Below are 22,126 nucleotides of genomic sequence, written 5' to 3'. Positions count from 1 at the left end.
GGACAGAGGCATAGCCTTCACCAAGTAGGAGTCAGGGCCATGGAAAAAGACCATGAAACAGTGAGGACAAACCAGGCGAGGGCCGGGGAAACCCCGCACATCGTTCGGTATATCCTGATGTTCTCGGTTACGATGGTGGTCCTGATCTTCGCGGCGCTGCTGTTTTTCTGGTCGCGCTGAAAACGACCCGAGGGGGAAAGACATGATCGAACAGAAGATCGGTGGGCAGGGCGCCGCCAGCCCCGTCAGTGCAGATGTGATCGGTGGATTCCTCCGCTCCGCCTACGCCGATGCGGCAACACAGCCACTGCCGCAGGCGTTTCTCGACCTGCTTGCCCGGCTGGAAACGAGCCCCGAAGAGCCAAAGACGGGGCAGCTTTCCGACAAGGCGTTCAAGGATGAGCTTACGGCGATCATCCCGCAGTTGCGTGCCTTTGGGCGTTCGCTTTCGGGCAATCGCGACATGGCGGACGATCTTGTGCAGGAAACGCTGCTGAAGGCGTGGGCTGCGCGCGATCGCTTTCAGGCAGGGACGAACATCCGCGCGTGGACCTTCATCATCCTGCGCAACCTGTTCCTCAGCCAGATGCGCCGCGCGCGTTTCAAGGGCGAGTGGGATGAACTCGTCGCCGATCGGATCCTGTCCGCGCCCGCCGGGCAGGACAAGCAGATCGAACTCGCCGACCTGCAGCGCGCACTCCTCGAACTGCCGCCTGCGCAGCGCGAGGCGCTGATCCTTGTTGGCGCGGGCGGGTTTGCCTATGAAGAGGCGGCGTCGATCTGCGACTGCGCGGTCGGCACCATCAAGAGCCGCGTTGCGCGCGGCCGCGCCGCGCTCGAGCTCGTGATCGCGGAAGGCAGGCTGCCGTCGCGGCGCGGTTCGACCGCATCGGGCACGACTGCGCTTGACGAGATCATGGGACAGGTGGATCAGCTGGCGCGCGACTAACGAAAGGGCTCTCCTTGGCGGAGAAAACGCCAGCGCTGCCGGCCGAACTCGTACGTATACTCACCGAAACCGGCATTTCCGCCGCGCTTGAGGATGTGGACGCCTGTGCCCGCGCATGGACACATTCGCCCTATCTGCGCGCGCTGATGCGCCGCGAGGACGAGGTGCTCCTGAGCTACCTCGCAGAAGGCCCCGAGCCGCTGATGGAAACGGCGCTCGCGCTGCTTGACGGCCCGGATGCCGACGGCGCCGCGATGCGCGAGGCAAAGCGTATCGCGGCCATCGCCATCGCGCTCGCCGACATCTCCGGCCGCTGGCCGCTCGAAAAGGTGACGGCGGCGCTGTCTGATCTTGCAGACCGCGCCATCGACCGCGCGATCCGCATCGCCATCGACGAGCGTATGCCCGGCGCGGGACCGCAAGGCTTCACCGCCATCGCGCTCGGCAAACTCGGCAGTCGCGAGCTCAACTATTCGAGCGATGTCGACCTGATCCTGCTGTACGACCGCGACCAGCTCGCCGTGCGCGAGGGCGACGACCCGGACAATACCGCAGTCCGCATCGCACGCCGGATGGTCGAGCTGATGCAGATGCGGGATTCGGGTGGCTACGTGTTCCGCGTCGATCTTCGGCTACGGCCGGCCTCCGAGGTGACGCCGATCGCCATGCCGATCCGCGGCGCGGAGACCTATTACCAGTCCGAAGCGCTGGCGTGGGAGCGCGCGGCGTTCATCCGTGCGCGTGCCGTGGGCGGCGACGTGAAGATGGGCAAGGACTTCCTTGCCGCGATCGAGCCTTTCGTCTGGCGCCGCTCGCTCGATTACACCGCGGTGCGCGACATTCAAGACATGTCGCTGATGATCCGCGACCATTATGATGAGCGGCAGGAGGTCGGCCCCGGCTATTGCCTGAAGCGTGGGCGCGGCGGCATCCGCGAGGTCGAGTTCTTCGCGCAAATCCACCAGCTGATCTTCGGCGGGCGCGACTGGACGCTGCGCCAGCCCGCGACGCTCGATGCGCTCGCGGCGTTGGTCGCGGCGGAACGCATCAAGCCCGATGAGGCGGAGACGCTCGCCGCTGCCTACCGCGTGCTCCGCACGTCAGAGCATCGCCTGCAGATGCTGGAGGACGCGCAGACCCACCAAATCCCGACGCGTGCGCCGGAGCGCAAGGATCTCGCGGCGCTCGCGGGGTATCGCGACTGGGCGGCGATGGAGCGCGAGATCAAGCGCCATGCGATCGCCGTCGGCCGCATCTACGACGCGCTGATCGCCGAGGCCGAAGTGGACCGCCTGCCGCGCCAACCCGCCCAGCTGAAGGCTGCGCTCAAGAAAGCCGGGATCGGTCCGCACGCCGACCTTGCAGACCTCATCGCCCGCTGGCGCGACCGCAGCTACCGCGCGCTTCGCAGCGATGCGGCCCAGCGCGAGCTCGAAAGCGCGCTCCCCGGTCTCATCAAAGCCTTCGCCGCGGCGGGAACCGGCCGAGAGGCGCTGCTGCGTTTCGACGACTTTCTCGGCGCGCTGCCCTCCTCGATCCAGTTCTTCGCGCTCATCGAGGCGAATCCGCGCGTCGCGCTGCTTCTCGCGCGCGTTCTGGAACTGGCGCCGGTGCTCGCGGGTAAGCTCGCGCGGCGGCCTGAGATCGTCGACATCATGCTGTCGAACGAGGCGTTCGCGCCGCTGCCGTGCGCCGAAGACCTTACCGACATGCTGCGCGCGCGCCTTCGCCGCCACGATGCGCTGGAACTCAAGCTCGACGAGGTGCGGCGCTTCGTGGCCGAACGCCGCTTCCAGCTCGGCGTGCAGATCATCGAGGGCGGCGCGGACCCGATCCGCGTCGGGCGCGATCACGCCAAACTCGCTGACGCCGCGATAGCCGTGCTCGCCGATGCGGTACAGGCCGAGTTCGCCGAGACGCACGGCCGCGTGCCCGGCGGGCGGCTGCTTGTGCTGGGCTTCGGCCGTTATGGCGGCGCTATCCTCACCGAGAAATCCGATCTCGATCTCGTGTTCCTTTTCAGCGGTCACCACGAGGCGATGTCGGACGGCGCGAAGGCGCTGCCCGCGACGACATGGTTCAACCGGCTCGGCCAGCGCCTCACCGGGGCGCTTACCGTCAGCACCGCCGCGGGGCCGCTGTTCGAGGTGGATACGCGCCTGCGCCCCTCCGGCCAGCAGGGCCTGCTCGCGGTGAATATCGATACGTTCGCGCGCTACCAGCTGGAGGAAGCGTGGAGCTGGGAGCACATGGCGCTCACCCGCGCGCGCGTCGTCTATGGGACGGAGGAAGACCGCGCCGCGGTTTCGGCGGGCATCACGGCGGCGCTGACAAAGCCCCGCGATACAGAGCGCTTCAAGGCCGAAGTGCTGGAGATGCGCGGCGACATGGCGAAGGCCCGCCGCGATGGCGGCCTGTGGGATGTGAAGCACGCGCCGGGCGGGCTCATCGATCTCGAATTCATCGTGCATTTCCTCCAGCTTTCGCGACGCGAGGGTCTTGATCCCGATCTCGGCGCGGCGACGGCGCATTTCGTGAAGGCGGGTGCGTTGTCCGAAGACGTGCTCGGCGCCCATGACCTGATGACGCGCCTGCTCGTCGTTCTCCGGTTGATCGAGGGCGACGAACCGCCGAAGCAACCCGCGGCGGCAAAGGCGATGATGGCGGCCGCCACGCGCATGGCTGATTTCGACGCATTGAAAGCCGCGCTGGAGGACGCCAAAAGGGCCGTTCTTGCCGCCTGGGAGGCGGTGTTCGAGGTCAAACGAAAGGCACGATGATGACGAAGCCCGGTTCGAAAGCGCCCGCCTTCACGCTGGACAGCGAAGATGGGCCTCTGTCCCTCAAGGATTTCGCGGGCAAGAAGCTCGTGCTCTATTTCTACCCGAAGGACGATACGTCCGGCTGCACGCGCGAGGCGATCGATTTCACCGGGCTCCTGCCGCAATTCGACAAGGCCGACACCGTCGTGCTCGGCGTTTCCAAGGACACGGTCGCGAAGCACGGGAAGTTCCGGGCAAAGCACGACCTCGGCGTGAAGCTCGGCTCCGATCCCGACGCGAAGGCCATCGAGCAGTACGGCGTCTGGGTCGAAAAGACGCTCTACGGCCGCAAATACATGGGTATCGAGCGTGCGACTTTCCTCATCGGCCGCGACGGCAAGATCGCCGAAGTGTGGCACAAGGTGAAGGTGCCCGGCCATGCCGAGGCCGTGTTGAAGGCGGCGCAGGCGCTTGGCTGAGACGATCGGCGCGGCTGCGGCCGAGGTTCTGCTGACGGCCGACCCGGCGGAGAAGTCGCGGCTTTCCCGGCACTATGCGGGGCGCTGGCGCGCGGGCGAACTCGCTGCCGTTTACGACGCGGCGATGCCGGATCGCCCCGCGCGTCCTCCGCATCCCGAATTGCTGCCGCCCTCGCGGATGCCGAAACGGGGGCGGGCAGGTTCGGAGCGCAGCCGGATCGCCCTGCTGCACGCGCTCGCCCACATCGAATTCAACGCCATCGACCTCGCGTGGGACGCGGCGGGCCGTTTCGGCGGTGCCATGCCGCGCGCCTTCACCGACGATTGGGTGGCGGTGGCGGACGATGAGGCGCGGCACTTCGGATTGCTTGCGGATCGGCTCGCGGACCTCGGCGCAGCCTATGGCGATCTCCCTGCGCACGACGGCCTGTGGGAGGCGGCGATGGCGACTGCAGACGACCTGCTCGCACGGCTCGCCGTGGTCCCCCAGGTGCTCGAGGCGCGCGGTCTCGACGTGACGCCCGCGACCGAATCCCGGTTGCGCGCAGCAGGCGACACGTTAAGCGCCGACATTCTGAACACGATCTACCACGATGAAATTGTTCATGTTTCGGTAGGGAATCGCTGGTTCCGACACCTTTGCGACGAACTGCGAATCGAACCGGCCCAAACGTTCCAGTTCCTAGTCAGTTCCCGATTCAAAGGTGCGTTGAAACGCCCCTTCAACGACTCGGCGCGAATCGAGGCCGGTCTGACGCCGGCATTTTATGATTCACTTGCAAGCGCTTAGGCGGCTTGTCACCTAACGCTCCGGGCTCGGAGGGCATGGGGTCCAAAAACACGAGTTAGACGAATCTATTGCGCGGACATCGCGTTTGCGCAGTGCGGGGGTCTTGTTTGGTGCTGGATTTAAAAACGGTCGCATCCGGGTTTCGGGACAAGGTCGCAAAGCGGCTGCCCGAGCGCGAATTTCTTCATTACAAGCGCGATGTCGGTATGCAGGTGTACCGCCTGACGACGCGCGCGCAGGTCATCGGCCTCAGCGGCCTTGCCGCGCTGCTGACCTACACGGCAGTGGCGACGAGCGCGATGATCGGCAGCAGCACGGTCGAAGCGTCGGCGGAGAACGAAGTCTCCGCCATGCGCGCCGAACTCGCGGCGCTGCGCCAGGGTGTCGCGAAGACGACGGCGCGCGTCGAGCAGCGCCAGCAATTTCTCGCCCAGCTCGTTTCCGGCAAGGCGGACCCGTCACAGCTCGCGGCGCTGATGCCCGCGCTCGCGCCTGCCGCAGGCGTCGGCGGTTCGGCGGTCCTGAAGCCGCTCGCCGAGCTGGACCGCGCACAGCTTGCGCTTGCTGATCACGCCCGCACGGCTGCCGAGGCCCGCTTCGAGTCATCGAGCGCGCTCATTCGCCGTCTGGGTCTTCAGCCGACGCGTTTTCTAAAACAGTCGACGTTCGGCATGGGCGGCCCCGAAGAGAAGGCGGATTCGCCGCTCGCGGGCGCAGAGCCGCAGTTCAAGGCGCTGTTCGTCAGCTGGCAGAAGCTCGATCTGCTCGAAAAGGGCATGAGCGCCATTCCGTCGCTGAAGCCGGTGAAGGCTTACACCTACACCTCGGGCTACGGCGTTCGCTATGATCCGTTCACGGGCGATACCGCGATGCACAAGGGCGTCGATCTGGCCGGTCCGGTCGGCGAGCCGATCCACGCGGCTGCGGACGGCGTTGTCGTCGATGCGCGCTATCATCCGGGCGGTTACGGCAAATATGTCGAAATCGACCACGGCGCCGGCATCGTGACGCGCTACGGCCACATGTCGCGTCTCGACGTGAAAAAGGGCGATCGTATCGCCCGTGGCGAACAGATTGGCGGCATGGGCTCCACGGGCCGTTCCACGGGCAGCCATCTCCACTACGAAGTGCTGATCGATGGCCGCCAGGTGAACCCGATGCCGTTCCTCGAAGCCGGCGATCGCGTGCTCGCCGCGCAGCAGAGCGCCGGTACAATCGCGGTGGGCGGTCCTGCGGAGCCGACCGGGAACTGATCGTTCTTATCATCTGCGGTGCGCGTCATTGAACTGCGTACCGCAAACCCCTATCTCTGCGGCATGAGCGCACTTCACCTCACCGAAGCCGCAGCGGCGCGCGTTGCCGCCATTGCCACCCGGCAGGGCGGCGTGCCTGCAATCCTGCGGCTTTCCGTCGAAGGCGGGGGCTGCGCGGGTTTTCAATATCGCTTCGGCCTCGAAACCCAGATCGCGCCCGAAGACCTCACGACCGAAACCGGGGGCGTGAAGCTTGTCGTCGATCCTGTTAGCCTCGATCTGTTGGAAGGCTCCGAAGTGGATTTCGTCGAAAGCCTCGGCGGGGCGTCCTTTCAGGTGCGCAATCCGAACGCGGCGTCGGGCTGCGGCTGCGGCACGTCCTTCTCGGTTTGACCGCACGCGTGCGGGGCGTTAGCCCTGCGCCATGCGCATCGCCACCTTCAACGTCAACGGAATCGCCGCGCGCCTGCCGCGCCTTCTCGAATGGCTCGAGAGCCGAAAGCCGGACGTGGCCTGCCTGCAGGAAGTGAAGTGCATCGATGAGCGCTTCCCGGCGGCGGATATCGAGGCGCTCGGCTATCACGTCCTCGTCCACGGTCAGAAGGGCTTCAACGGCGTCGCGATCCTCAGCCGCGAGCCCGCAGCCGAAGTGCAGCGCGGGCTTCCCGGGGACGACGCAGATGAGCAGGCGCGTTATCTCGAAGCCGATGTAAACGGTGTTCGCATCGCTTCGATCTATCTGCCGAACGGCAATCCACAGCCGGGGCCGAAGTTCGACTATAAACTCGCGTGGATGAAGCGGCTGGAAGCGCGCGCGGCGCTGCTGCTGGCCTCTGAAATGCCTACGGTGCTTGCCGGCGACTACAATGTGGCGCCCGAAGACCGCGACGTGTTCAGTATGCAGGCGATGGCGAACGACGCGCTCGTGCAGCCCGAATCCCGCGCCGCGCTACGCCGGATCGTCCATCAGGGCTGGACGGAAGCGCTGCGCGCCGTGCACCCGTCGGATGACCATCTCTATACGTTCTGGGACTATCAGGCGGGCTGCTGGCCGCGGAACGCGGGCCTGCGCATCGATCATTTTCTGCTCTGCCCGCGCGTCGCCGACCGGCTTACGAACGCGACCGTGGACCGCGAGGCGCGCGGGGCGGAGAAGGCCTCCGACCACGCGCCGGTCTGGATCGATATCGCTTAGAGCGCCTTTTCGTAGACCCGGTAGGTCTTCGTGATCTTCGATTCGATGATCTCGGCGATCGACTTCATCGGGCCGTTGTCATCTAACACCCAGCCAAGTTCGCCCTGCGTCGCGCCGTAAACGCTGACGGCTGTGCGGCGGATGTGCTCGACCATCATCAGCGCCATGAAGCTGGCAAGGCGGCTGCCCTGCATCGATTTGCGCACGCCCATCAGCGGCACACGCATCCGGCGGACCTTCGGCGCGCGCAGCCGCCAGAGCAGCTTCGCCCAGCCGAACGGCAGCAGCTTGCCGTCGAGGTCGGCAGTCATCTCGTTGACATCGGGCAGCGTGATCATGAAGGCCACGGGCTCGCCGTCCACCTCGCAGATGCGGATCAGGTCTTCGAAGACGATCGGCTTCAGCTTCTTGCCGACATACGCCACTTCCGAAGGGGTCAGCGGGATAAAGCCCCAGTTGTCGGACCAGGCATCGTTCAGGATGTCGAGGATTAGCGCGGCTTCGGAATCGAAGCGGGACTTGTCGACATTGCGCATTCGGATGCGGCTGGATTTCTCCGCCGCCGCAACGATCCGGTTGAACGCGGGCGGGAATCCGGTCGCGATCGGCAGTTCGTAGGTGTGCAGATCCTTCACACCGGCGTAGCCGCTGCCTTCGACCAGCGCTTCGTAATAGGGCAGGTGGTGCCCCATCATGACCGTGGGCGGCAGTTCGAAGCCGCTGACGAGGAGGCCGGGCTCATCCCAGATCGAAAGGCTGAACGGTCCGAGAGAGCGTGTCATGCCCTTTTCCCGTAGCCAGCTTTCCGCCGTCTCCAGCAGCGCCGTGGCAACCGCTGGATCGTCGACACACTCGAACATGCCGAACTGGCCGGTGCCCGCGCCCATGTGCTTCAGCACGAGCTGGTCGACCTGCGCGGAGATGCGCCCGACGGGCTTTCCATCCCGCCATGCCAGCCAGAGAGCGGCCTCGGCGTGCTCGAACCACGGGTTACTCTTCGCGCCCCCGATCAGGCCGTGCACCTCACTCTTCAGTGGCGGCACCCAGTTCGGATCATCGGCGTAAAGCGCCCAGGGCAGATCCACGAACGTCTTGCGGTCGGCCGCGGTCACGACCGGCCGGATAGAGATGCCGCCCCCCATGCCGAGAATCAGGCCGCTTTTTTTATGCGCTGGCGCGGATGGCCCTCGGCGACGCCGCCGGACATCGATGCCACCCACGGCCATTTCTCGGCAGCCTGCGGTGTGTAGCCGAGGTTGAACACCGTCTCGCTCTTCTCCGGGCGTTCGGGGCGCTGGTAATAGGTGCCGAAAACCTTGTCCCACACGAAGCTGGTGATGCCGAAATTGCCATCCTCGTCATGGAAATGATGTTCCATGTGGCGCGTTTTCATCTCGACCAGCCACGGCGAGCGCGGCTTGTAGGAGAGATGCTGGATGCAGTGACAGAATTCGTAGAAGCAGGTGGTGAGCAGCCCGGCGCCGAAGCCCCAGGCCGCGCCGCCGATGCCGCCGATCGCGTAGCCGACGGGGATGGTGACGATCGCGATGGTCGGTAGCGTCGTGTAGAGCGCGCCGAACAGCACCTCGAGGTGGTTCGGGTCCTGATGGTGATCGTAGTGAATGCGCTTCCACGTCCGCGCCGTCAGCGGCGACTTGAACATCCAGTTGCTGTGGAGGACGTAGCGGTGCAGCAGGAACCACGCCAGCGGATAGGCCGCGACGGCGATGGCGGCGGAGGCCGCGCCGCGCAGCAGCGTCGTGGGATAGGCATAAGCGACATAGGCGCAAGCCACCGTCAGCAGCAAATACGCCTGAATGGCGTAATACTGGAAATACGCGACGACGAGCTCGCGGAACGTCATCTTCGACAGATTGTGGCTCTTGCTCCACATGCCGAGCCGATAGCCCTTGAGAAGCTGCATACCTTTGATCCTGTGCACTTCGCGGCCTTGGCCGCAGCCTGATGCCGCCTGTATTTCGTCGCAATACGGCATATTTAGGACCGCACTGTGGTCGATGCCAGTGCATGGGACGCGGAAACGCCAGTGAGAAACCCAGCGATCGCCGCCGCTGCACGTGCCGATGCGCCGCTCCAATCGCCGCCGACGGCAGCGGACACCGCGGCGTTCTGCCGCGCGCTGTAGGCGGCGTGCGCCGCGCCCGCGCGCGTAATGGCGGGGAGAACGTCGGAGAGGTCCGTCACCACATCGCCAAAGTGCCAGAAGGCGTAATTCGGATCATCCTTCCAGTCCGCGCCTGTGCTATCGAGGAACACGCAAGGACGGGGGCGGGCAAGGAACTCGTAAACCTGGCTGCTGACATCGCCCAGATAGATGTCGGCGGCGTTGGTATACGTCATGTCGCACGAACGCGCAGACCCGGCGTCGACGATGAGGCGGCCGGGAATGGCACGCGCCTCGAACGCCGCGCGTTCCGCTGCTGATGCGCCCTCGAACAGCCGAATATGCGGCGCGACAATCAGGTTGAATTCGGATTGCGCCGCGAACGCGTCGATAATCTGCGCGCCCCAGCGCGGCCACGAGCCGAGCCTCCCATCGAAATGAGGATTGTACAGCACGGTGGGCCTGTCGTTGTCGAACAACTTTGGACGACCCGCGCCGAGACGTTCGAGCGCGTCGAGTTTCGTCGAACCGGACACCGCGATACGCGACTTCGAGACGAGGCCTGCGTCCGTCATGCGGCGGGCGTCCTTCTCGCCCGATACGATGACGAAATCGAACAGCCGCAGCCGGGGTTCGAAACCGCGCGCGCGATCCCCTGCGCCATGCGGAATGTGGATGAGCAAGGGACACCCCGGCAGCTTCTTCAGGATCGTCGATGTCCGCTCGGTGAGAACGACCGCATCGAAGCTGGAAAGACGTCCCTTGTTCGCCAGAAGGCGGGGCAGTTTCATTGCACGCAGCCCGGGAATGATCCTGCCCATCAGCACGGACCAGCGCGGCGCAGGAAAATCGGTAATCAAGAGGCGCGAATCGGGCCACGCACGCGCGACCTCTTCAAGCATGCGGCGCTCGTCGTCTTGGGTAACGAAGCAGGTGACTTCAAAGCGCGGATCGCGTCCAAGCTCCGCCGCGACGGATGCGCTGTGTAGCACTTGGTGCGCGCCGCCGACGAACAGGAAAGCGACACGCTTGGGGGCCATAATACGTCCTATTGAGGGCTGGATAGCCCCAACGTTCTTCCGCTCCGGCCAAGGTTTTGCCGTTCGCGCTCCGTCAGCACGAACCGCAGCCCGAGCCAGACGAGAACCAGCGCCGCAACGATAGGCAGGAGGATGTCGAGCCACAAGGGAAATGGCTGGTGGTGGCCGAGCAGCGCCCAGATCAGCAGCGACGATCCGCCGATGATCGCGAAGCCTCGTCCGAATGGTGCTTCGAAGGGATGGAGGCGGTCGGTGTACCAGAGTTCTGCAAGCGCCAGCCATTCCATCACGAACACGCCGCACGCGACGCCCCAGGCCATCGCCATGGCTGCATCGCCTTCCCACAAAAGCCACGTGACGAGCAGCCAGACGACACTGCCGAGCACAGCGTTCGTGGTCGGCAGGATGCGAGGTTGCAGCATCTGGAGAATGCCGTTTGCCGGCCCGGCGATGGAGTTGATACCGCGCGCCAGCGTCAGCACGATGATGAGCGGCGCCGCGGCGGCGGCTTCACGTGGGAACAGCAGAAGGATCGGCCCCGCGAGTAGGGCGAGGAGCAGCGCCATCGGCAGCAGCAGGATCATCGAAAGCCGCGATGCAAAGCCGTAAATGGGATTGATGCGGCCCTTGTCGTACATCGCCTGCTCGGCCGCGAGCGGCTGTATGACATAATGCAGGCTGTGCCGCACGATGAGCGGGATCGAAGCGATCTTGCGCGCGATTCCGAAAAGTCCCGAGGCGCTGGCCCCGGCGGCGCCTGGAAGCATCCAGTTGAGGAGCAGCGGCGGCACGTCCGAAAAGGCGCGCGCTGCGATATTGGCGGGCAGGATTCCGAACCCCGTGCCGAGAAGATCGCCGAGCACGTCGCGGTCGAAGGGCGCGTGGAGAAGCAGGCGCACGTCGTAATAGCGGCTGAGCAGCCGCCAGCCGAGCAGCGCGGTGATCGTGAGAGAGGCGAGGTGCGCAACGATCAGGCCCATCGTCATCCATCCCGCAAGCCAGGCGGCGCCGGCCATCACCAGCCGGACGATCTGTTCCCAGAAAATCCGCAGCCGGACTTCGGGGCCAAACGCCTTGCGCGCCCGCGCGGCGGAGGTGGCGAGTTCCACGAATGTCCAGAGCGGCAGTGCCCATGCGAACACGCCGACGGCAAGCACGAGACTGTCCTTGTCTTTCGGCGCGGCGTTGAACAGCGCGGCGACCGGCGCTGCAAACACGCTGACACCGATCGCGATCAGGACGCTCGGCACCATGCCCAGGATGAGCGCAGTCTTCAGCGCACTGTGCGCCCGGTCCTCGCTTGTCGCCTGGGGGATGGTGCGCTGCATGGCGCTTGTCATCGCAAGATCGGCGACGTTCGATACGATGTTCACCGCCGCCCACAGAGCCATGTATATCCCGTAGGTGGCCAGCCCGAACATCCACACAAAGGCCGGCTGCGCCACCGCCTCGATCAGAGCGCCGAGCCTGGCCATCGCAACCACGCCCGCACTCCTCACAACTGCTTTTTTGCTGATACCCCTTCCGCTCGAACGGTCGGCGTGTGTCATTCTTCGGTCCTGAACAGCACCGCTTCGCCGACGAGGAAGAACAGCAGGAACGGCGCCCAGCCCGCGGCCCATGGCGGCACTGTGCCGAACTCGCCCATCGCCACCATGAAATTGTCGGCAACGAAATAGGCAAAGCCGAGCGCCATTCCGACGACCGCGCGGGCGAAGAGCCTGCCCGAACGGGCGAGACCGAACGCCGTGACGGCGCCGAGCAACGGCATCAGCACGGCCGAAAGCGGCAGCGACACTTTGTGATAGAGCGCAACGCGCAGCGAATCCGTGCCGCGTCCCACCGATTCCAGAAGGCGTGTCTGCTTCCAGAGATCGGCGATGTTTGTCCGGTCCGGATCGGGAGCGCGCATCGTGAAGCGGTCGGGCTCGATGCCCGTGCCCAGCCGGATTTCCGGTGCGCGGGAGAGCGCGCCGGTGCGCACCGTGAAGATGCGGACGTCGTTCAACAGCCAGGCGTTGCCGTCCGGGCGGCCGCTTTTCGCGGTGATGATCTGACGCAGGCGGCTGCCGTCGCGGCGGTCGACGCGCACATCGTGCAGCTCGGTCTCCTTGCCGCTTCCCGTCACGCTGTCGGCATGGATGATCTCGCGCCCCTCGCGTACCCACACGTCGGTGAGCGGATTCGTGTCGATTTCCGCATCGCGCCGGTATTCAGCCTTTTCCCACGCGATGAGTTCGGCATTCGTCCGCACCAGAACCAGCTCGTTGAAGGTGAAGTGAAACAGCGAAAGCCCCAGCGCTGCCGCCATCATCGGGTAGAGGATCTGGTGCGCGGAAAGCCCGGCGGCGCGGAAGATCGTCACTTCGCTGTTCTGGCTCAGCGTCGCCATCGTCACGAGCGCGCCGAGCAGCACGGAGAAGGGCAGGAATTGCGAAATGAGCTGCGGAACGCGAAGCTGCACATAGCGCAGCAACTCGGCGTTGCCGTTGCCGTCGATGGCCAGGATCTTGTTCGATTCCGTGAGCAGGTCGAGCGTCTGCAATATGGCGACGAGGCCGATCGCGAACGCGAGCGTGCGCATCATGAACAAGCGCGCCGTATAGGTCGCGATGGTCGGCGAGGGCCAGAGCGAAAGCGCGCTGCTCATGCGGTTTTCGCCCGCGCGAAACGGCGGCGGATCAGGCGCCACAGGCTGACGATCCACTTGGTGACGATGCCCGCGCCGCGCTCGATCATCGCGATCGGCTGGCCGCCCGGCACGTTCGCGAGTACGTGGAAGAACCACGCGCAGAGCAGGCTGAAGGCAATGAAACTGCCCCACTGGCTGAGCACGATATCGGCTTTCCCCGCGGCGCCGGATCGCTCTGCGGCCTCTGAAATCTCGTTGTAGACGATAAGGATGGTGAGCGCCGCGAACACGCCGACTGCCGAGGTCGATCGCTTCGGCGGCACCGCGAGCGCCACCGCGAGCAGCGGGATCACCATCACCGCGAACACTTGCACCAGTCGCCGGTGGAGGTTTGCGCGCACCGCCTCCCGATTTTCCTCGGTGGTGGTGCCTTGGCCGAGATAGCCGACACGGTAGAGCTCGGGAAGCGTCAGCTCGTTGTCGTCGGCTTCGGCGCCGCGAATGCGGAACAGCTCGATCTGTGGCAGGTCGATGGGCAGGTCGTGCATACGGAAGGTCAGCACGCGCGGCTGCTTGTAGCCGGGCGCGTCGTGCACGAGCGTGCCGTCGGTGAGCCGCAGGAGGATAACGTCCGGATCGTCGGTCGCAAGGAATGTGCCCCGCGCGGCGGTGACGGAAACGGTCTTGCCGTCCGCGCTCTGGCCGCTGACGAAGATGCCGCGCAGGTCGCGGCCGTGGTCGCGGCTTTCCTCGACACGGATCGTCGTGTTGCGCGCAACCTGCACGAACTCGCCCACATCGATCGTGGCGCCGAGCGCGCCCGAGCGCAGCTCGAACTCCAGCCCCTCATAGGCATAGCGGCTGATCGGCTGGATGAAGCCCACGATGAGCAGCGTCAGGAGGCCAAGGAGCAGCGCGTACATATAAGGCACGCGCAGCATCCGCATGTAGCTGATTCCCACGGCGCGCATCGCGTCGAGTTCGCTCGAAAGCGCCAGATTCCGGAAAGCGAGCAATATGCCCAGAAGAAGGCCGACCGGGATTCCAAGGCCGAGATACTGCGGAATGAGGTTGCCGAGCATACGCCAAACGACCGATGCAGGCCCGCCTTCGTTCACCACGAAGTCGAACAATTTCAGCATCTTCTCCAGCAATAGCAGCATGGCCGCGATCATCAGTGTCGCGAACAGCGGCACCGCGATCAGCCGCGCCATGTACCTGTCGAACTGGGCCAGCATCTCTTGGTTTTGTCGATCCTTGGTCAAATTTTGGCCGCAAGCGGACCCGATACCACGGTGAGACAGGGATGCATCAACAATTTGGTGATTCGAAAAAGGGGGAAGGTCGAGGAGGTTCATGGTGCTGAAGCGTTCATATGCGATTTTCCCGGGGCTGATCCGTTCGCTCGTTGCGACGACGGCTGTTCTTGGCGCATTTTCAGCACCTGCGGCCGCCCAGACAATCATCGGCCCTGAAGCCGCGGCCTGCGCGCCGGGCGCGCGCGGACCGGCTGCGCTTGTTCGCGTTTACGGCTTCAAGGATCGCGTCGGGAAGCTCCGCGTTCAGCTTTACAGCGACAACCCCGACGAGTTCCTCGAAAAGGGCAAGAAGCTGAAGCGCATCGAACTGCCTATGACTGGGACGGGCGACATGAACGTCTGCATGGCGCTGCCCCGTTTCGGCGAATTCTCGCTGGCCGTGCTCCACGACCGCGACATGAACGGCAAGCTTTCTGTTTCGAAGGATGGTGTCGGCTTTTCGGGCAATCCGAAACTCGGCCTGTCGAAGCCCGACTATGAGGACGCGATGTTCGTCGCGCGCGACGGTGTCACCGTCGTGGATGTCATCCTGAACTATCGTCAGGGGCTGTTCTCCGTGAAACCCCTTGTAGCAAGGCGCGACTGAATATGGCCTGTGTCGCGCTCCTATCCAACCCGCGCTCGACCGGTAACAAGTCGGTATTGCCGCGCATTCGGGAGTTCGTGGCGCAGCATCCCAATATCTTCCACTACGAGGTGGGGGATATCTCCGAAGTGCCGGATGCGCTCGCCATGATTGCGCGCGTGAAGCCCGCCGTGCTCGTCATCAACGGCGGCGACGGCACCGTGCAGGCGGCGCTCACCGAAATCTACAACGGCCACCACTTCAAGGGCGCAGTGCCGCCGCTCGCGGTGCTGCCGAACGGCAAGACCAACCTTATCGCGCTCGATCTCGGTGCCGGCGCCAATCCGGTCGAGGCGTTGTCGAACATCCTCAAGATCGTTGAGACGGGTGTCGATCCGCACGTCGTCGCGCGACAGCTCATCGCGCTCAGCGACGGCATCGCGGCGCGCCCCGTGTTCGGCATGTTCCTCGGCGGGGCCGGCCTCGCCGAAGCGATCCTGTTCTGCCGCAACAAGATCTATCCGCTCGGCCTGCCGAACTGGGTCAGCCATCTGATCGCAACGATCGTCGTGATCGCGAGTGTGCTCGTCGGTGCGGGTGCGCGGTGGAATCCGGTGCGGCCGAGCCCGATGCGTGTGTCACTGCAGCGGGACGGCGTGCCGGTCGAAGGCAGTTTCCTCGTGCTGATGGTGACGACGCTCGAGCGCTTGCTGCTCAATTTCGCTACGCCGTTCAGCGATCGTGCCGGCCCCCTGAAGCTGATGGCGATCGAGCAGCGCCGGGCAACGGTGTTGAAGGCGCTGGTGTCCGCACTTGCCGGGCGGCTCGGCAGCGCGCGCTTCAATGGCCTGCATCTGAGGCGTGGTGACGAGATCCGTATCGAGGGCAAGCGCGCGAGCGTCATCCTCGATGGAGAGCTTTATGAGGCGGGCGAGGGTCATTCGATCGTGCTGACGCCGACCGCGCCGGTGTCCTTCCTCAACCTCGCGGCATGACGGCACTCGTGCCGCTTGTCGCGGCCGAGCTGGAAACGCCAGCCGCTCCTGAAGTCTCTGATTTCGCGAGGGCGATCGCGGAGCGATGCGGGGGCGCCGCACAGGCCGTGCTGTTCTATGGCTCGTGTCTCAGGAGCGAGGACCTCGGCGATTCGCTGCTCGATTTCTACCTGCTCGTCGATTCCTACGACCGCGCCTACACGCGCCGCTGGATGGCGACGGCCAACCGGCTGATCCCGCCGAATGTTTTCTACGCGGAGCACGAAGCGCTGCGCGCCAAGTTCGCGGTGATGACGGTCGAAGATTTCGCCCATGCCTGCTCACCGGATTGCGACAATGTTTCGGTGTGGGCGCGCTTCGCGCAGCCCGCGCGGCTTGTGTGGGTGCGCGGCGATGCAGCCCGCGCGCGCGTGATCCGCGCGGTTGCGACAGCCGCGCCGACATTGCTGAAGACCGCGCGGCCGATGCTCGACGATGATCTCAGTGTCGAGGCGCTGTGGACCGGCGCCTTCGCGCTCACCTACGCCTCCGAACTCCGGTCGGAACGGGCCGGGCGCGGCCAGTCGATCTTCGAAACCGATCCCGCGCGCTACACCGCCTTCACCGCGCCCGCTATCGCGGACAGCGATCTCGCGGCGGAAGTGCGCGGCGGCATCGTCCACTTCCGCGCGGATGCCGATCGCAAAGCGGGCGAACGCGTGTGGGCGAGACTCCGCCGCCGGGGCAAGCTGCTTTCGGTGCTACGGCTCGCGAAGGCCAGCTTCACCTTCACGGGTGGCGTCGATTATATCGCGTGGAAGGTGAATCGCCATGCGGGCGCGGGCATCGTCGTGAAGCCCTGGCACCGCCGCTTTCCGATCCTTGCCGGGCTCGTGCTGCTTCCGAAGCTGATCCGCAAGGGCGCGATACGGTAATCGCGATCGAAATTCTCGCAGCGGCAATCCGAAGCTCGACTTCTGTGACGGCTTCGTCAAAAAAGTGGAAACATCCGTTCGGGTGATCTTTCGAGGGGAGGCCCGTATCCAAACGCGAACCACCGAGATCGCTCCGGGTATCCACCGCGTGTCGACACATATCGCCGATATTGCGCCGCCCGCGGGTTTCACATTCAATCAGTTCCTGATCATTGCCGATGAACCCCTGCTGTTTCATTGCGGGCCCCGGTCGCTCTTCGCATCAGTCTCGTCAGCCGTCGCTGCCCTCCTGCCGCTTGATCGCCTCCGCTGGATCAGTTTCGGGCATATCGAGGCCGATGAATGCGGTGCGATGAACCTGTGGCTTGAAGCCGCGCCCGGCGCACAGGTCGTTTACAGCCCGCTTGGATGCAATATCTCGGTCAATGATCTCGCGGACCGTGCGCCTCGGGCGCTTGGCGAGGACGAGGTGATGGATCTTGGCGGCAAGAGTGTTCGGCTTGTTCCCACGCCGCATGTTCCGCACGGCTGGGAGGCGCAGATGCTCTACGAGGAAACGACTGCCACACTCTTTTGCGGGGATGTGTTCACGCAGGTCGGGGACGGTGAGGCCGTAACAGCAAGCGATATTGTTCCTGCAGCCATGGCCGCAGAAGACATGTTCGGGGCGACCAGCCTCACGCCCGATACCGCGCCAACGCTGCGCCGACTGGCGGATCTGGCGCCCAGCCTGCTCGCCGTCATGCACGGCTCATCCTTCCGCGGAGACGGGGCGAAGGCGCTTCGCAGGCTGGCCGACGAATACGAGCGGCGCCTGAACGTCGCGGCTATGCGTTGAGCGGAATCCCCGCGATCCCGGCTGCCTGCACGAAGCGATCGATGATGATGTCCACCTGCTCGGCACGGTGTTCGGCGCACAGCGAGCAGCGCAGCAGGAACATGCCGGCGGGCGTAGCCGGCGGGCGCGCCATGTTAACGTAGACGCCAAGCTCGATGAGCGCGCTCCACATGCGCGCGCAGGCTTCCTGGCCCGGCATAAGCACTGCGATGATCGCGCTTTCCGCCGTCTCGGTGGCGATGGTGAAGCCCTTGGCTTTCAGCCCGCCATGCAGTTTGCGGCTGTTTTCCCACAAATGTTGGCGCTTGTTATGCGCGTGCTTCAGCTTGCGGATCGATGTCGCCGCCGTGGCGACGACGCTCGGCGGCAGCGAGGCGGTGAACACATAAGGCCGGCAGACGAGACGCAGCACCTCGAACTTCGGGTGGTTGGAAACGACGAAGCCGCCCACCGTGCCCACCGATTTCGAGAAGGTGCCGACGACGAAATCGACGTCCGCCTCAACGCCTGCCGCCTCGTAAACGCCGCGCCCGTTCGGGCCGAAGAAACCCATGCCGTGTGCCTCGTCGACGACGACCATCGCGCCGTGTTTCTTGGCGACCGCGACCATTTCTCTGAGTGGCGCGATGTCTCCGAGCATCGAATAGACGCCTTCGAGGACGACGAGCTTGCCCGCCTCCGGCGGCAGCCGACCGAGACGCTTGTCGAGGTCCTCCACGCTGTTGTGCCGGAAGCGTACGATGTCGGCGTTGCCCATCGCGCAGCCGTCGTAGATGGATGCGTGGCTGTCGGCATCGAGGATGATGTATTCGCCCCGCGCGGCCATCGTCGCCATCAGGCCGAGGTTCGCCTGGTAGCCGGTGGAGAACACCATCGCGTGGCTGGTACCGTAGAAATCCTTGAGCGCTTCCTCGACCTCGCGGTGGCCCTGATAGGTGCCGTTCAGCACGCGGCTGCCGGTGGTTCCTGCGCCGAATTCGTCGAGCGCCTGCTTGCCCGCCGCGATCACGTCGGGGTCGAAGGTCATGCCCATGTAATTGTAGGTGCCGACGAGAATGGTCTCGCGCCCGTTCACCGTCGCTTCGGTGGGGGAGTGGACGTGCTCCATCACGAGATTGAACGGGTCGTTGACCCCCGTCGCCAGTAGCGCCGCCTTTTCAGCAATGATCGGGTCGAATTTATCGAAAAGATCGCCCATCGTCTCGCCTCAGCCGTTCACGATCTTGGCGACGGCATCGGCAAGCTGGCCGATCGTCTCCAGCTCAGGGAGCAGGTTCATCGGCAGGATGATGTCGTATTCGTCCTCGATGTTTGCGACGAGGTCCATCACGGTGAGCGAGTCCAGCTCAAGATCGCTCGCGAAGCTCGTGTCCTCGGAAAGCGCGATCCCCTTGCGGTTCAGCGGCTCGATCAGTTCCATCAGCTTGGGGAGGATGGTGTCGCGTGTGTGCGCCATGCGTATGTCCTGAAATGTCGTTGCGGTTCGATGCCAATAGATTGTGGCAGGGGATAGGCAGGCGCGCGGCCTAAATCCAGCCTGCGCTTCTATACCATTCGGCTGTTCGCGCGATGCCTTCGGCGGCAGGCACCTCAGGCGCCCAGATGCCGAGTGCGCGCAAGGGGGCGCTGTCCGCCACCCAGTCCGGATGCGCGAGATAGCGCGCGCGGTCGAAGCTGAGCGCCGGCAGGCGCCCGGCAAGCTTCGCGCCGAGCGTATCGATCGCTGCGCCGAGCTTGAGCGCGGCCGGGGGAAGAGGGACATAAGTCGGCGTCTTGCCGAGCGCCGCGGCAATGTGCGCGGCCATCTCGCGATGGCTGAGGCCGCCCGGCGTTCCGTCGTCGATTTCGAAAATGCCGCTTGATGTCGGGTTTTCGGCAAGTGCCAGCAGCGCGCGGGCGAGGTCGGCGACCTCGACGATGGAAAAGCGCCCGCTGCCCGGCAGCAGCGCCCAGCCACGTGCGACGAGCTTGTAGAGGTTCGCCGTCTCGCGGTCGCCAGGCCCATAGACAGCGGGCGGGCGCACGATCGCCGCATCGGGGCGGGAGGTTTCGACGAGCGCGTCGGCGGCGGCCTTGGTGTTCCCGTAGATCGAGAGCGCCGGCTCGCGCGCTGCGAGCGAGGAGACATGCACAAAGCGCTGCACGTCGCGGCTCGCCGCCAACATCGCACGCGTGCCCTCGACATTGCCTGCAGCAAACTCCAGCGGCGTGCGGGCGTTGATGATGCCCGCGACATGGATCACCGCATTCGCGCCCTCTGTCAGGCGGGAGAGCGCATCGCGATTACCGAGATCGCCCGCAACCCATTCGACGCCAGGCCGTTCCGGTTGGGCGCGGCGCGCAAGCGCGCGAACCGCGTGGCCCTTTTCAAGCGCAAGATCGATCAGCTTCGACCCGACGAAGCCGGTTCCGCCGGTGATGGCGAGTGTCGTCATGCGCGGGGCGGCGTCAGGCCGCGATGTCGAAGGGCTGGATTTGGCCGGAGAGGTAGAGCGCGCGCGCCTTGGAGCGGCTGAGCTTGCCCGAGCTGGTGCGGGGCAGCGTGCGCGGGGGGACCAGTTCGACGATGCAGTTCATGCCGGTGATGGCACGTACCTTGGTCTTGATCGTCTCGCGGAGGTCGGCGCGTTCCGCAGCATCGCTGGTCCGGCACTGCACGAGCACGGCAGGAGATTCTTCGCCGCCTTCCGTGGTAATCGAGAAGGCCGCGATATCGCCCGCCTTGAAGCCGGGAAGCTGCTCGATCGCCCACTCGATGTCCTGCGGCCAGTGGTTCTTGCCGTTGATGATGATCATGTCCTTGGCGCGGCCGACGATATAGAGCGCGCTCTCCAGCATGTAGCCCATGTCGCCGGTATCGAGCCATTCGCCCTGAAGCGCGGCGCGGGTCGAAATCTCATCGCGGAAATAGCCGGTCATGATGCTGGGGCCAGCCACGAATACCTTGCCGATCTGGCGGTCGCCGAGGCGGCGGCCCGATTCGTCGCGGATTTCGATTTCCATGCCCGGCAGCGCGACGCCGCAGTTCACGATCGCGCGCATCCGGCCGGTGCCCGCGCCCGCATCTTCGCGCTCGCCCGAAAGCAGACGTTCGTCGACGAGATCGGTGACGATGCCGGCGCCCACCGGAGAAATGGTGACGGCAAGCGTCGCTTCGGCGAGGCCATAGCTCGGGAGGAACGCACCGCCCGAAAACCCGGCGGGCGCGAACGCTTCGACGAAGGCGTTCATCACGTCCGGGCGGATCATGTCGGCGCCGTTGCCGGCGACCCGCCAACGTGACAGGTCGAAACGCTCGGCGACATCGGTCTGGCTGGAGACGCGTCGGGCGCAGATGTCGTATCCGAAGGTCGGCGAATAGGAGAGGCTGTGGCCCTCGTTGCGCGTGATGAGCGCGAGCCACGACAGCGGACGGCGCGCGAAATCCTCGGTCGCGAGGTAGTCGGCGGAAACCTGGTTCGCGATCGGCGCCATCAGGCAACCGACGAGGCCCATGTCGTGATAATAAGGCAGCCACGAAATGACACGGTCGTCGCGCTGCAGTTTCACGCCCACGGCATGGCCATTGAGGTTCGCGAGCAGCGCCTCGTGCGTGATTTCCACGCCGTGCGGGAAGCGCGTCGAGCCGCTGGAATACTGGAGATAGGCGATGTCGGCCTTGCGCGCCGAAGGCAGCGCGGCGGGCTTTGCTTCGCGCGCCATGAAGTCCAGCCAGTCGTGCGCAGTGCGGCAGCGCAGGCCGTGCGCGGCTTCCGCCACGATCGCGGCGAGGCCGGACGGTGCGAACGCGATCTCGGGATCGCACGACGTGAGCTGGCTGCGAATCTGCTCTACATAGCCTTCGCGTCCGCCGAACGAGGTCGGCAGCGGCAGCGGCACGGGCAGCGCACCGGCGTATATGGCGCCGAAGAACAGGCTCACGAAATCCGCGCTCGTCTCAGCGATCAGCGCCACGCGGTCGCCCGGCTTGATGCCGGCGGCGATCAGCCGGTAGGCGTTGGCAGTCGCATCGACCTTGAGGTCCGCGAACGTCAGGACGCGCGCGAGCCGTGCCCGCGCATCGAAGAAGTTGAGGCCGCGGTTGCCCTGCGCCGCATAATCCAATGCTTCGCCAAGCGTGTTGAAATCCGCCAGACGGCGCGGCAAATCGTCGAGCGTCGGCGTTGGCGCCAGCGCCGTTTCATCGGCGCCGGACAGCGCAAGCGCGCTCGAATCCGAAGTGCGATTCAGCAAGTCCCCGAACCTCCTCAGCTCTTCTCGGCGCAGCGGC

The 22,126-nt window shown here is 65.1% G+C and carries 22 protein-coding genes; 12 read left to right on the top strand and 10 right to left on the bottom strand.

Features of this window, described 5'->3' with window-relative positions; genetic code table 11:
• Window positions 1-39: 39 nt before the first annotated feature.
• The 8 genes from AAC014_RS08895 to AAC014_RS08860 all read left to right on the top strand — a co-directional run bounded on the left by AAC014_RS08895 (window position 40) and on the right by AAC014_RS08860 (window position 7,428).
• A complete protein-coding gene (locus AAC014_RS08895; protein ID WP_170151780.1) occupies window positions 40-180 on the top strand; it encodes a hypothetical protein in 141 nt (46 codons plus the stop codon).
• A 22-nt stretch (window positions 181-202) separates the two neighbouring features.
• A complete protein-coding gene (locus AAC014_RS08890; protein WP_339707108.1) occupies window positions 203-949 on the top strand; it encodes a NepR family anti-sigma factor in 747 nt (248 codons plus the stop codon).
• Between the two features lie 14 nt (window positions 950-963).
• A complete protein-coding gene (locus tag AAC014_RS08885) occupies window positions 964-3,729 on the top strand; it encodes a bifunctional [glutamine synthetase] adenylyltransferase/[glutamine synthetase]-adenylyl-L-tyrosine phosphorylase (protein WP_339707105.1) in 2,766 nt (921 codons plus the stop codon).
• A complete protein-coding gene (locus tag AAC014_RS08880; protein WP_339707865.1) occupies window positions 3,729-4,190 on the top strand; it encodes a peroxiredoxin in 462 nt (153 codons plus the stop codon). The genes AAC014_RS08885 and AAC014_RS08880 overlap by 1 nt, the downstream gene beginning before the upstream one ends.
• Window positions 4,183-4,980, top strand: coding sequence for a ferritin-like domain-containing protein (locus AAC014_RS08875; protein ID WP_339707102.1), 798 nt, complete (start codon window positions 4,183-4,185; stop codon window positions 4,978-4,980). Before AAC014_RS08880 ends, AAC014_RS08875 begins: the two co-directional genes overlap by 8 nt.
• 110 nt (window positions 4,981-5,090) lie before the next feature.
• Window positions 5,091-6,233 (top strand): M23 family metallopeptidase, encoded by a 1,143-nt coding sequence (locus AAC014_RS08870; RefSeq protein ID WP_339707099.1) that lies wholly within the window; start codon window positions 5,091-5,093, stop codon window positions 6,231-6,233.
• Window positions 6,234-6,296: 63 nt separating this feature from the next.
• A complete protein-coding gene (gene erpA / locus AAC014_RS08865; RefSeq protein ID WP_339707863.1) occupies window positions 6,297-6,626 on the top strand; it encodes an iron-sulfur cluster insertion protein ErpA in 330 nt (109 codons plus the stop codon).
• Between the two features lie 31 nt (window positions 6,627-6,657).
• Window positions 6,658-7,428, top strand: a complete 771-nt coding sequence (locus tag AAC014_RS08860) for an exodeoxyribonuclease III (protein ID WP_339707096.1) — start codon at window positions 6,658-6,660, stop codon at window positions 7,426-7,428.
• On the opposite strand, the gene AAC014_RS08855 is transcribed toward AAC014_RS08860, so the two are convergent.
• The 6 genes from AAC014_RS08855 to AAC014_RS08830 form a co-directional block, all read right to left on the bottom strand.
• On the bottom strand, window positions 7,425-8,570 hold the full coding sequence (locus tag AAC014_RS08855) for an N-acetyltransferase (RefSeq protein ID WP_339707093.1): 1,146 nt from the start codon (window positions 8,568-8,570) through the stop codon (window positions 7,425-7,427). The two genes, AAC014_RS08860 and AAC014_RS08855, sit on opposite strands and share 4 nt — an antisense overlap.
• Window positions 8,571-8,578: 8 nt before the next feature.
• Window positions 8,579-9,352 (bottom strand): sterol desaturase family protein, encoded by a 774-nt coding sequence (locus tag AAC014_RS08850; protein WP_339707090.1) that lies wholly within the window; start codon window positions 9,350-9,352, stop codon window positions 8,579-8,581.
• 74 nt (window positions 9,353-9,426) lie between these two features.
• Complete coding sequence (locus AAC014_RS08845; protein ID WP_339707088.1) at window positions 9,427-10,593, bottom strand: hypothetical protein; 1,167 nt, start codon at window positions 10,591-10,593, stop codon at window positions 9,427-9,429.
• A gap of 8 nt (window positions 10,594-10,601) precedes the next feature.
• The gene (locus AAC014_RS08840; RefSeq protein WP_339707085.1) at window positions 10,602-12,077 is read right to left on the bottom strand and encodes an oligosaccharide flippase family protein; all 1,476 of its coding nucleotides are present in this window, start codon (window positions 12,075-12,077) and stop codon (window positions 10,602-10,604) included.
• A gap of 62 nt (window positions 12,078-12,139) precedes the next feature.
• Complete coding sequence (gene lptG / locus AAC014_RS08835) at window positions 12,140-13,243, bottom strand: LPS export ABC transporter permease LptG (protein ID WP_339707082.1); 1,104 nt, start codon at window positions 13,241-13,243, stop codon at window positions 12,140-12,142.
• The gene (locus AAC014_RS08830) at window positions 13,240-14,463 is read right to left on the bottom strand and encodes an LptF/LptG family permease (protein ID WP_339707080.1); all 1,224 of its coding nucleotides are present in this window, start codon (window positions 14,461-14,463) and stop codon (window positions 13,240-13,242) included. The genes lptG and AAC014_RS08830 overlap by 4 nt, the downstream gene beginning before the upstream one ends.
• A 121-nt stretch (window positions 14,464-14,584) precedes the next feature.
• Between AAC014_RS08830 and AAC014_RS08825 the strand changes: the two genes are divergently transcribed.
• The 4 genes from AAC014_RS08825 to AAC014_RS08810 all read left to right on the top strand — a co-directional run bounded on the left by AAC014_RS08825 (window position 14,585) and on the right by AAC014_RS08810 (window position 17,856).
• Window positions 14,585-15,130, top strand: a complete 546-nt coding sequence (locus AAC014_RS08825) for a DUF2141 domain-containing protein (protein ID WP_339707078.1) — start codon at window positions 14,585-14,587, stop codon at window positions 15,128-15,130.
• A gap of 2 nt (window positions 15,131-15,132) precedes the next feature.
• Entirely contained in the window at window positions 15,133-16,104 is a 972-nt protein-coding gene (locus AAC014_RS08820; RefSeq protein ID WP_339707075.1) for a diacylglycerol kinase family protein, read from the top strand.
• Window positions 16,101-17,018, top strand: a complete 918-nt coding sequence (locus tag AAC014_RS08815) for a hypothetical protein (RefSeq protein WP_339707072.1) — start codon at window positions 16,101-16,103, stop codon at window positions 17,016-17,018. Before AAC014_RS08820 ends, AAC014_RS08815 begins: the two co-directional genes overlap by 4 nt.
• 148 nt (window positions 17,019-17,166) lie before the next feature.
• The gene (locus tag AAC014_RS08810; protein ID WP_339707069.1) at window positions 17,167-17,856 is read left to right on the top strand and encodes an MBL fold metallo-hydrolase; all 690 of its coding nucleotides are present in this window, start codon (window positions 17,167-17,169) and stop codon (window positions 17,854-17,856) included.
• Here AAC014_RS08810 and AAC014_RS08805 read toward each other — a convergent pair.
• The 4 genes from AAC014_RS08805 to AAC014_RS08790 form a co-directional block, all read right to left on the bottom strand.
• Window positions 17,846-19,054 (bottom strand): aminotransferase class I/II-fold pyridoxal phosphate-dependent enzyme, encoded by a 1,209-nt coding sequence (locus tag AAC014_RS08805; protein WP_339707066.1) that lies wholly within the window; start codon window positions 19,052-19,054, stop codon window positions 17,846-17,848. The two genes, AAC014_RS08810 and AAC014_RS08805, sit on opposite strands and share 11 nt — an antisense overlap.
• A gap of 9 nt (window positions 19,055-19,063) precedes the next feature.
• A complete protein-coding gene (locus AAC014_RS08800) occupies window positions 19,064-19,312 on the bottom strand; it encodes an acyl carrier protein (RefSeq protein WP_339707063.1) in 249 nt (82 codons plus the stop codon).
• A 70-nt stretch (window positions 19,313-19,382) separates the two neighbouring features.
• Window positions 19,383-20,291 carry an NAD-dependent epimerase/dehydratase family protein gene (locus AAC014_RS08795; protein ID WP_339707060.1) on the bottom strand — a complete coding sequence of 303 codons (909 nt, stop codon included), beginning with the start codon at window positions 20,289-20,291 and terminating at the stop codon, window positions 19,383-19,385.
• Window positions 20,292-20,304: 13 nt separating this feature from the next.
• Window positions 20,305-22,089, bottom strand: a complete 1,785-nt coding sequence (locus AAC014_RS08790) for a fatty acyl-AMP ligase (RefSeq protein ID WP_339707057.1) — start codon at window positions 22,087-22,089, stop codon at window positions 20,305-20,307.
• Window positions 22,090-22,126 lie beyond the last annotated feature (37 nt).

It is taken from the genome of uncultured Sphingosinicella sp. (assembly GCF_963974575.1).
Taxonomy (GTDB): domain Bacteria; phylum Pseudomonadota; class Alphaproteobacteria; order Sphingomonadales; family Sphingomonadaceae; genus Sphingosinicella.
This window is presented reverse-complemented; position numbering and strand designations above follow the sequence as displayed.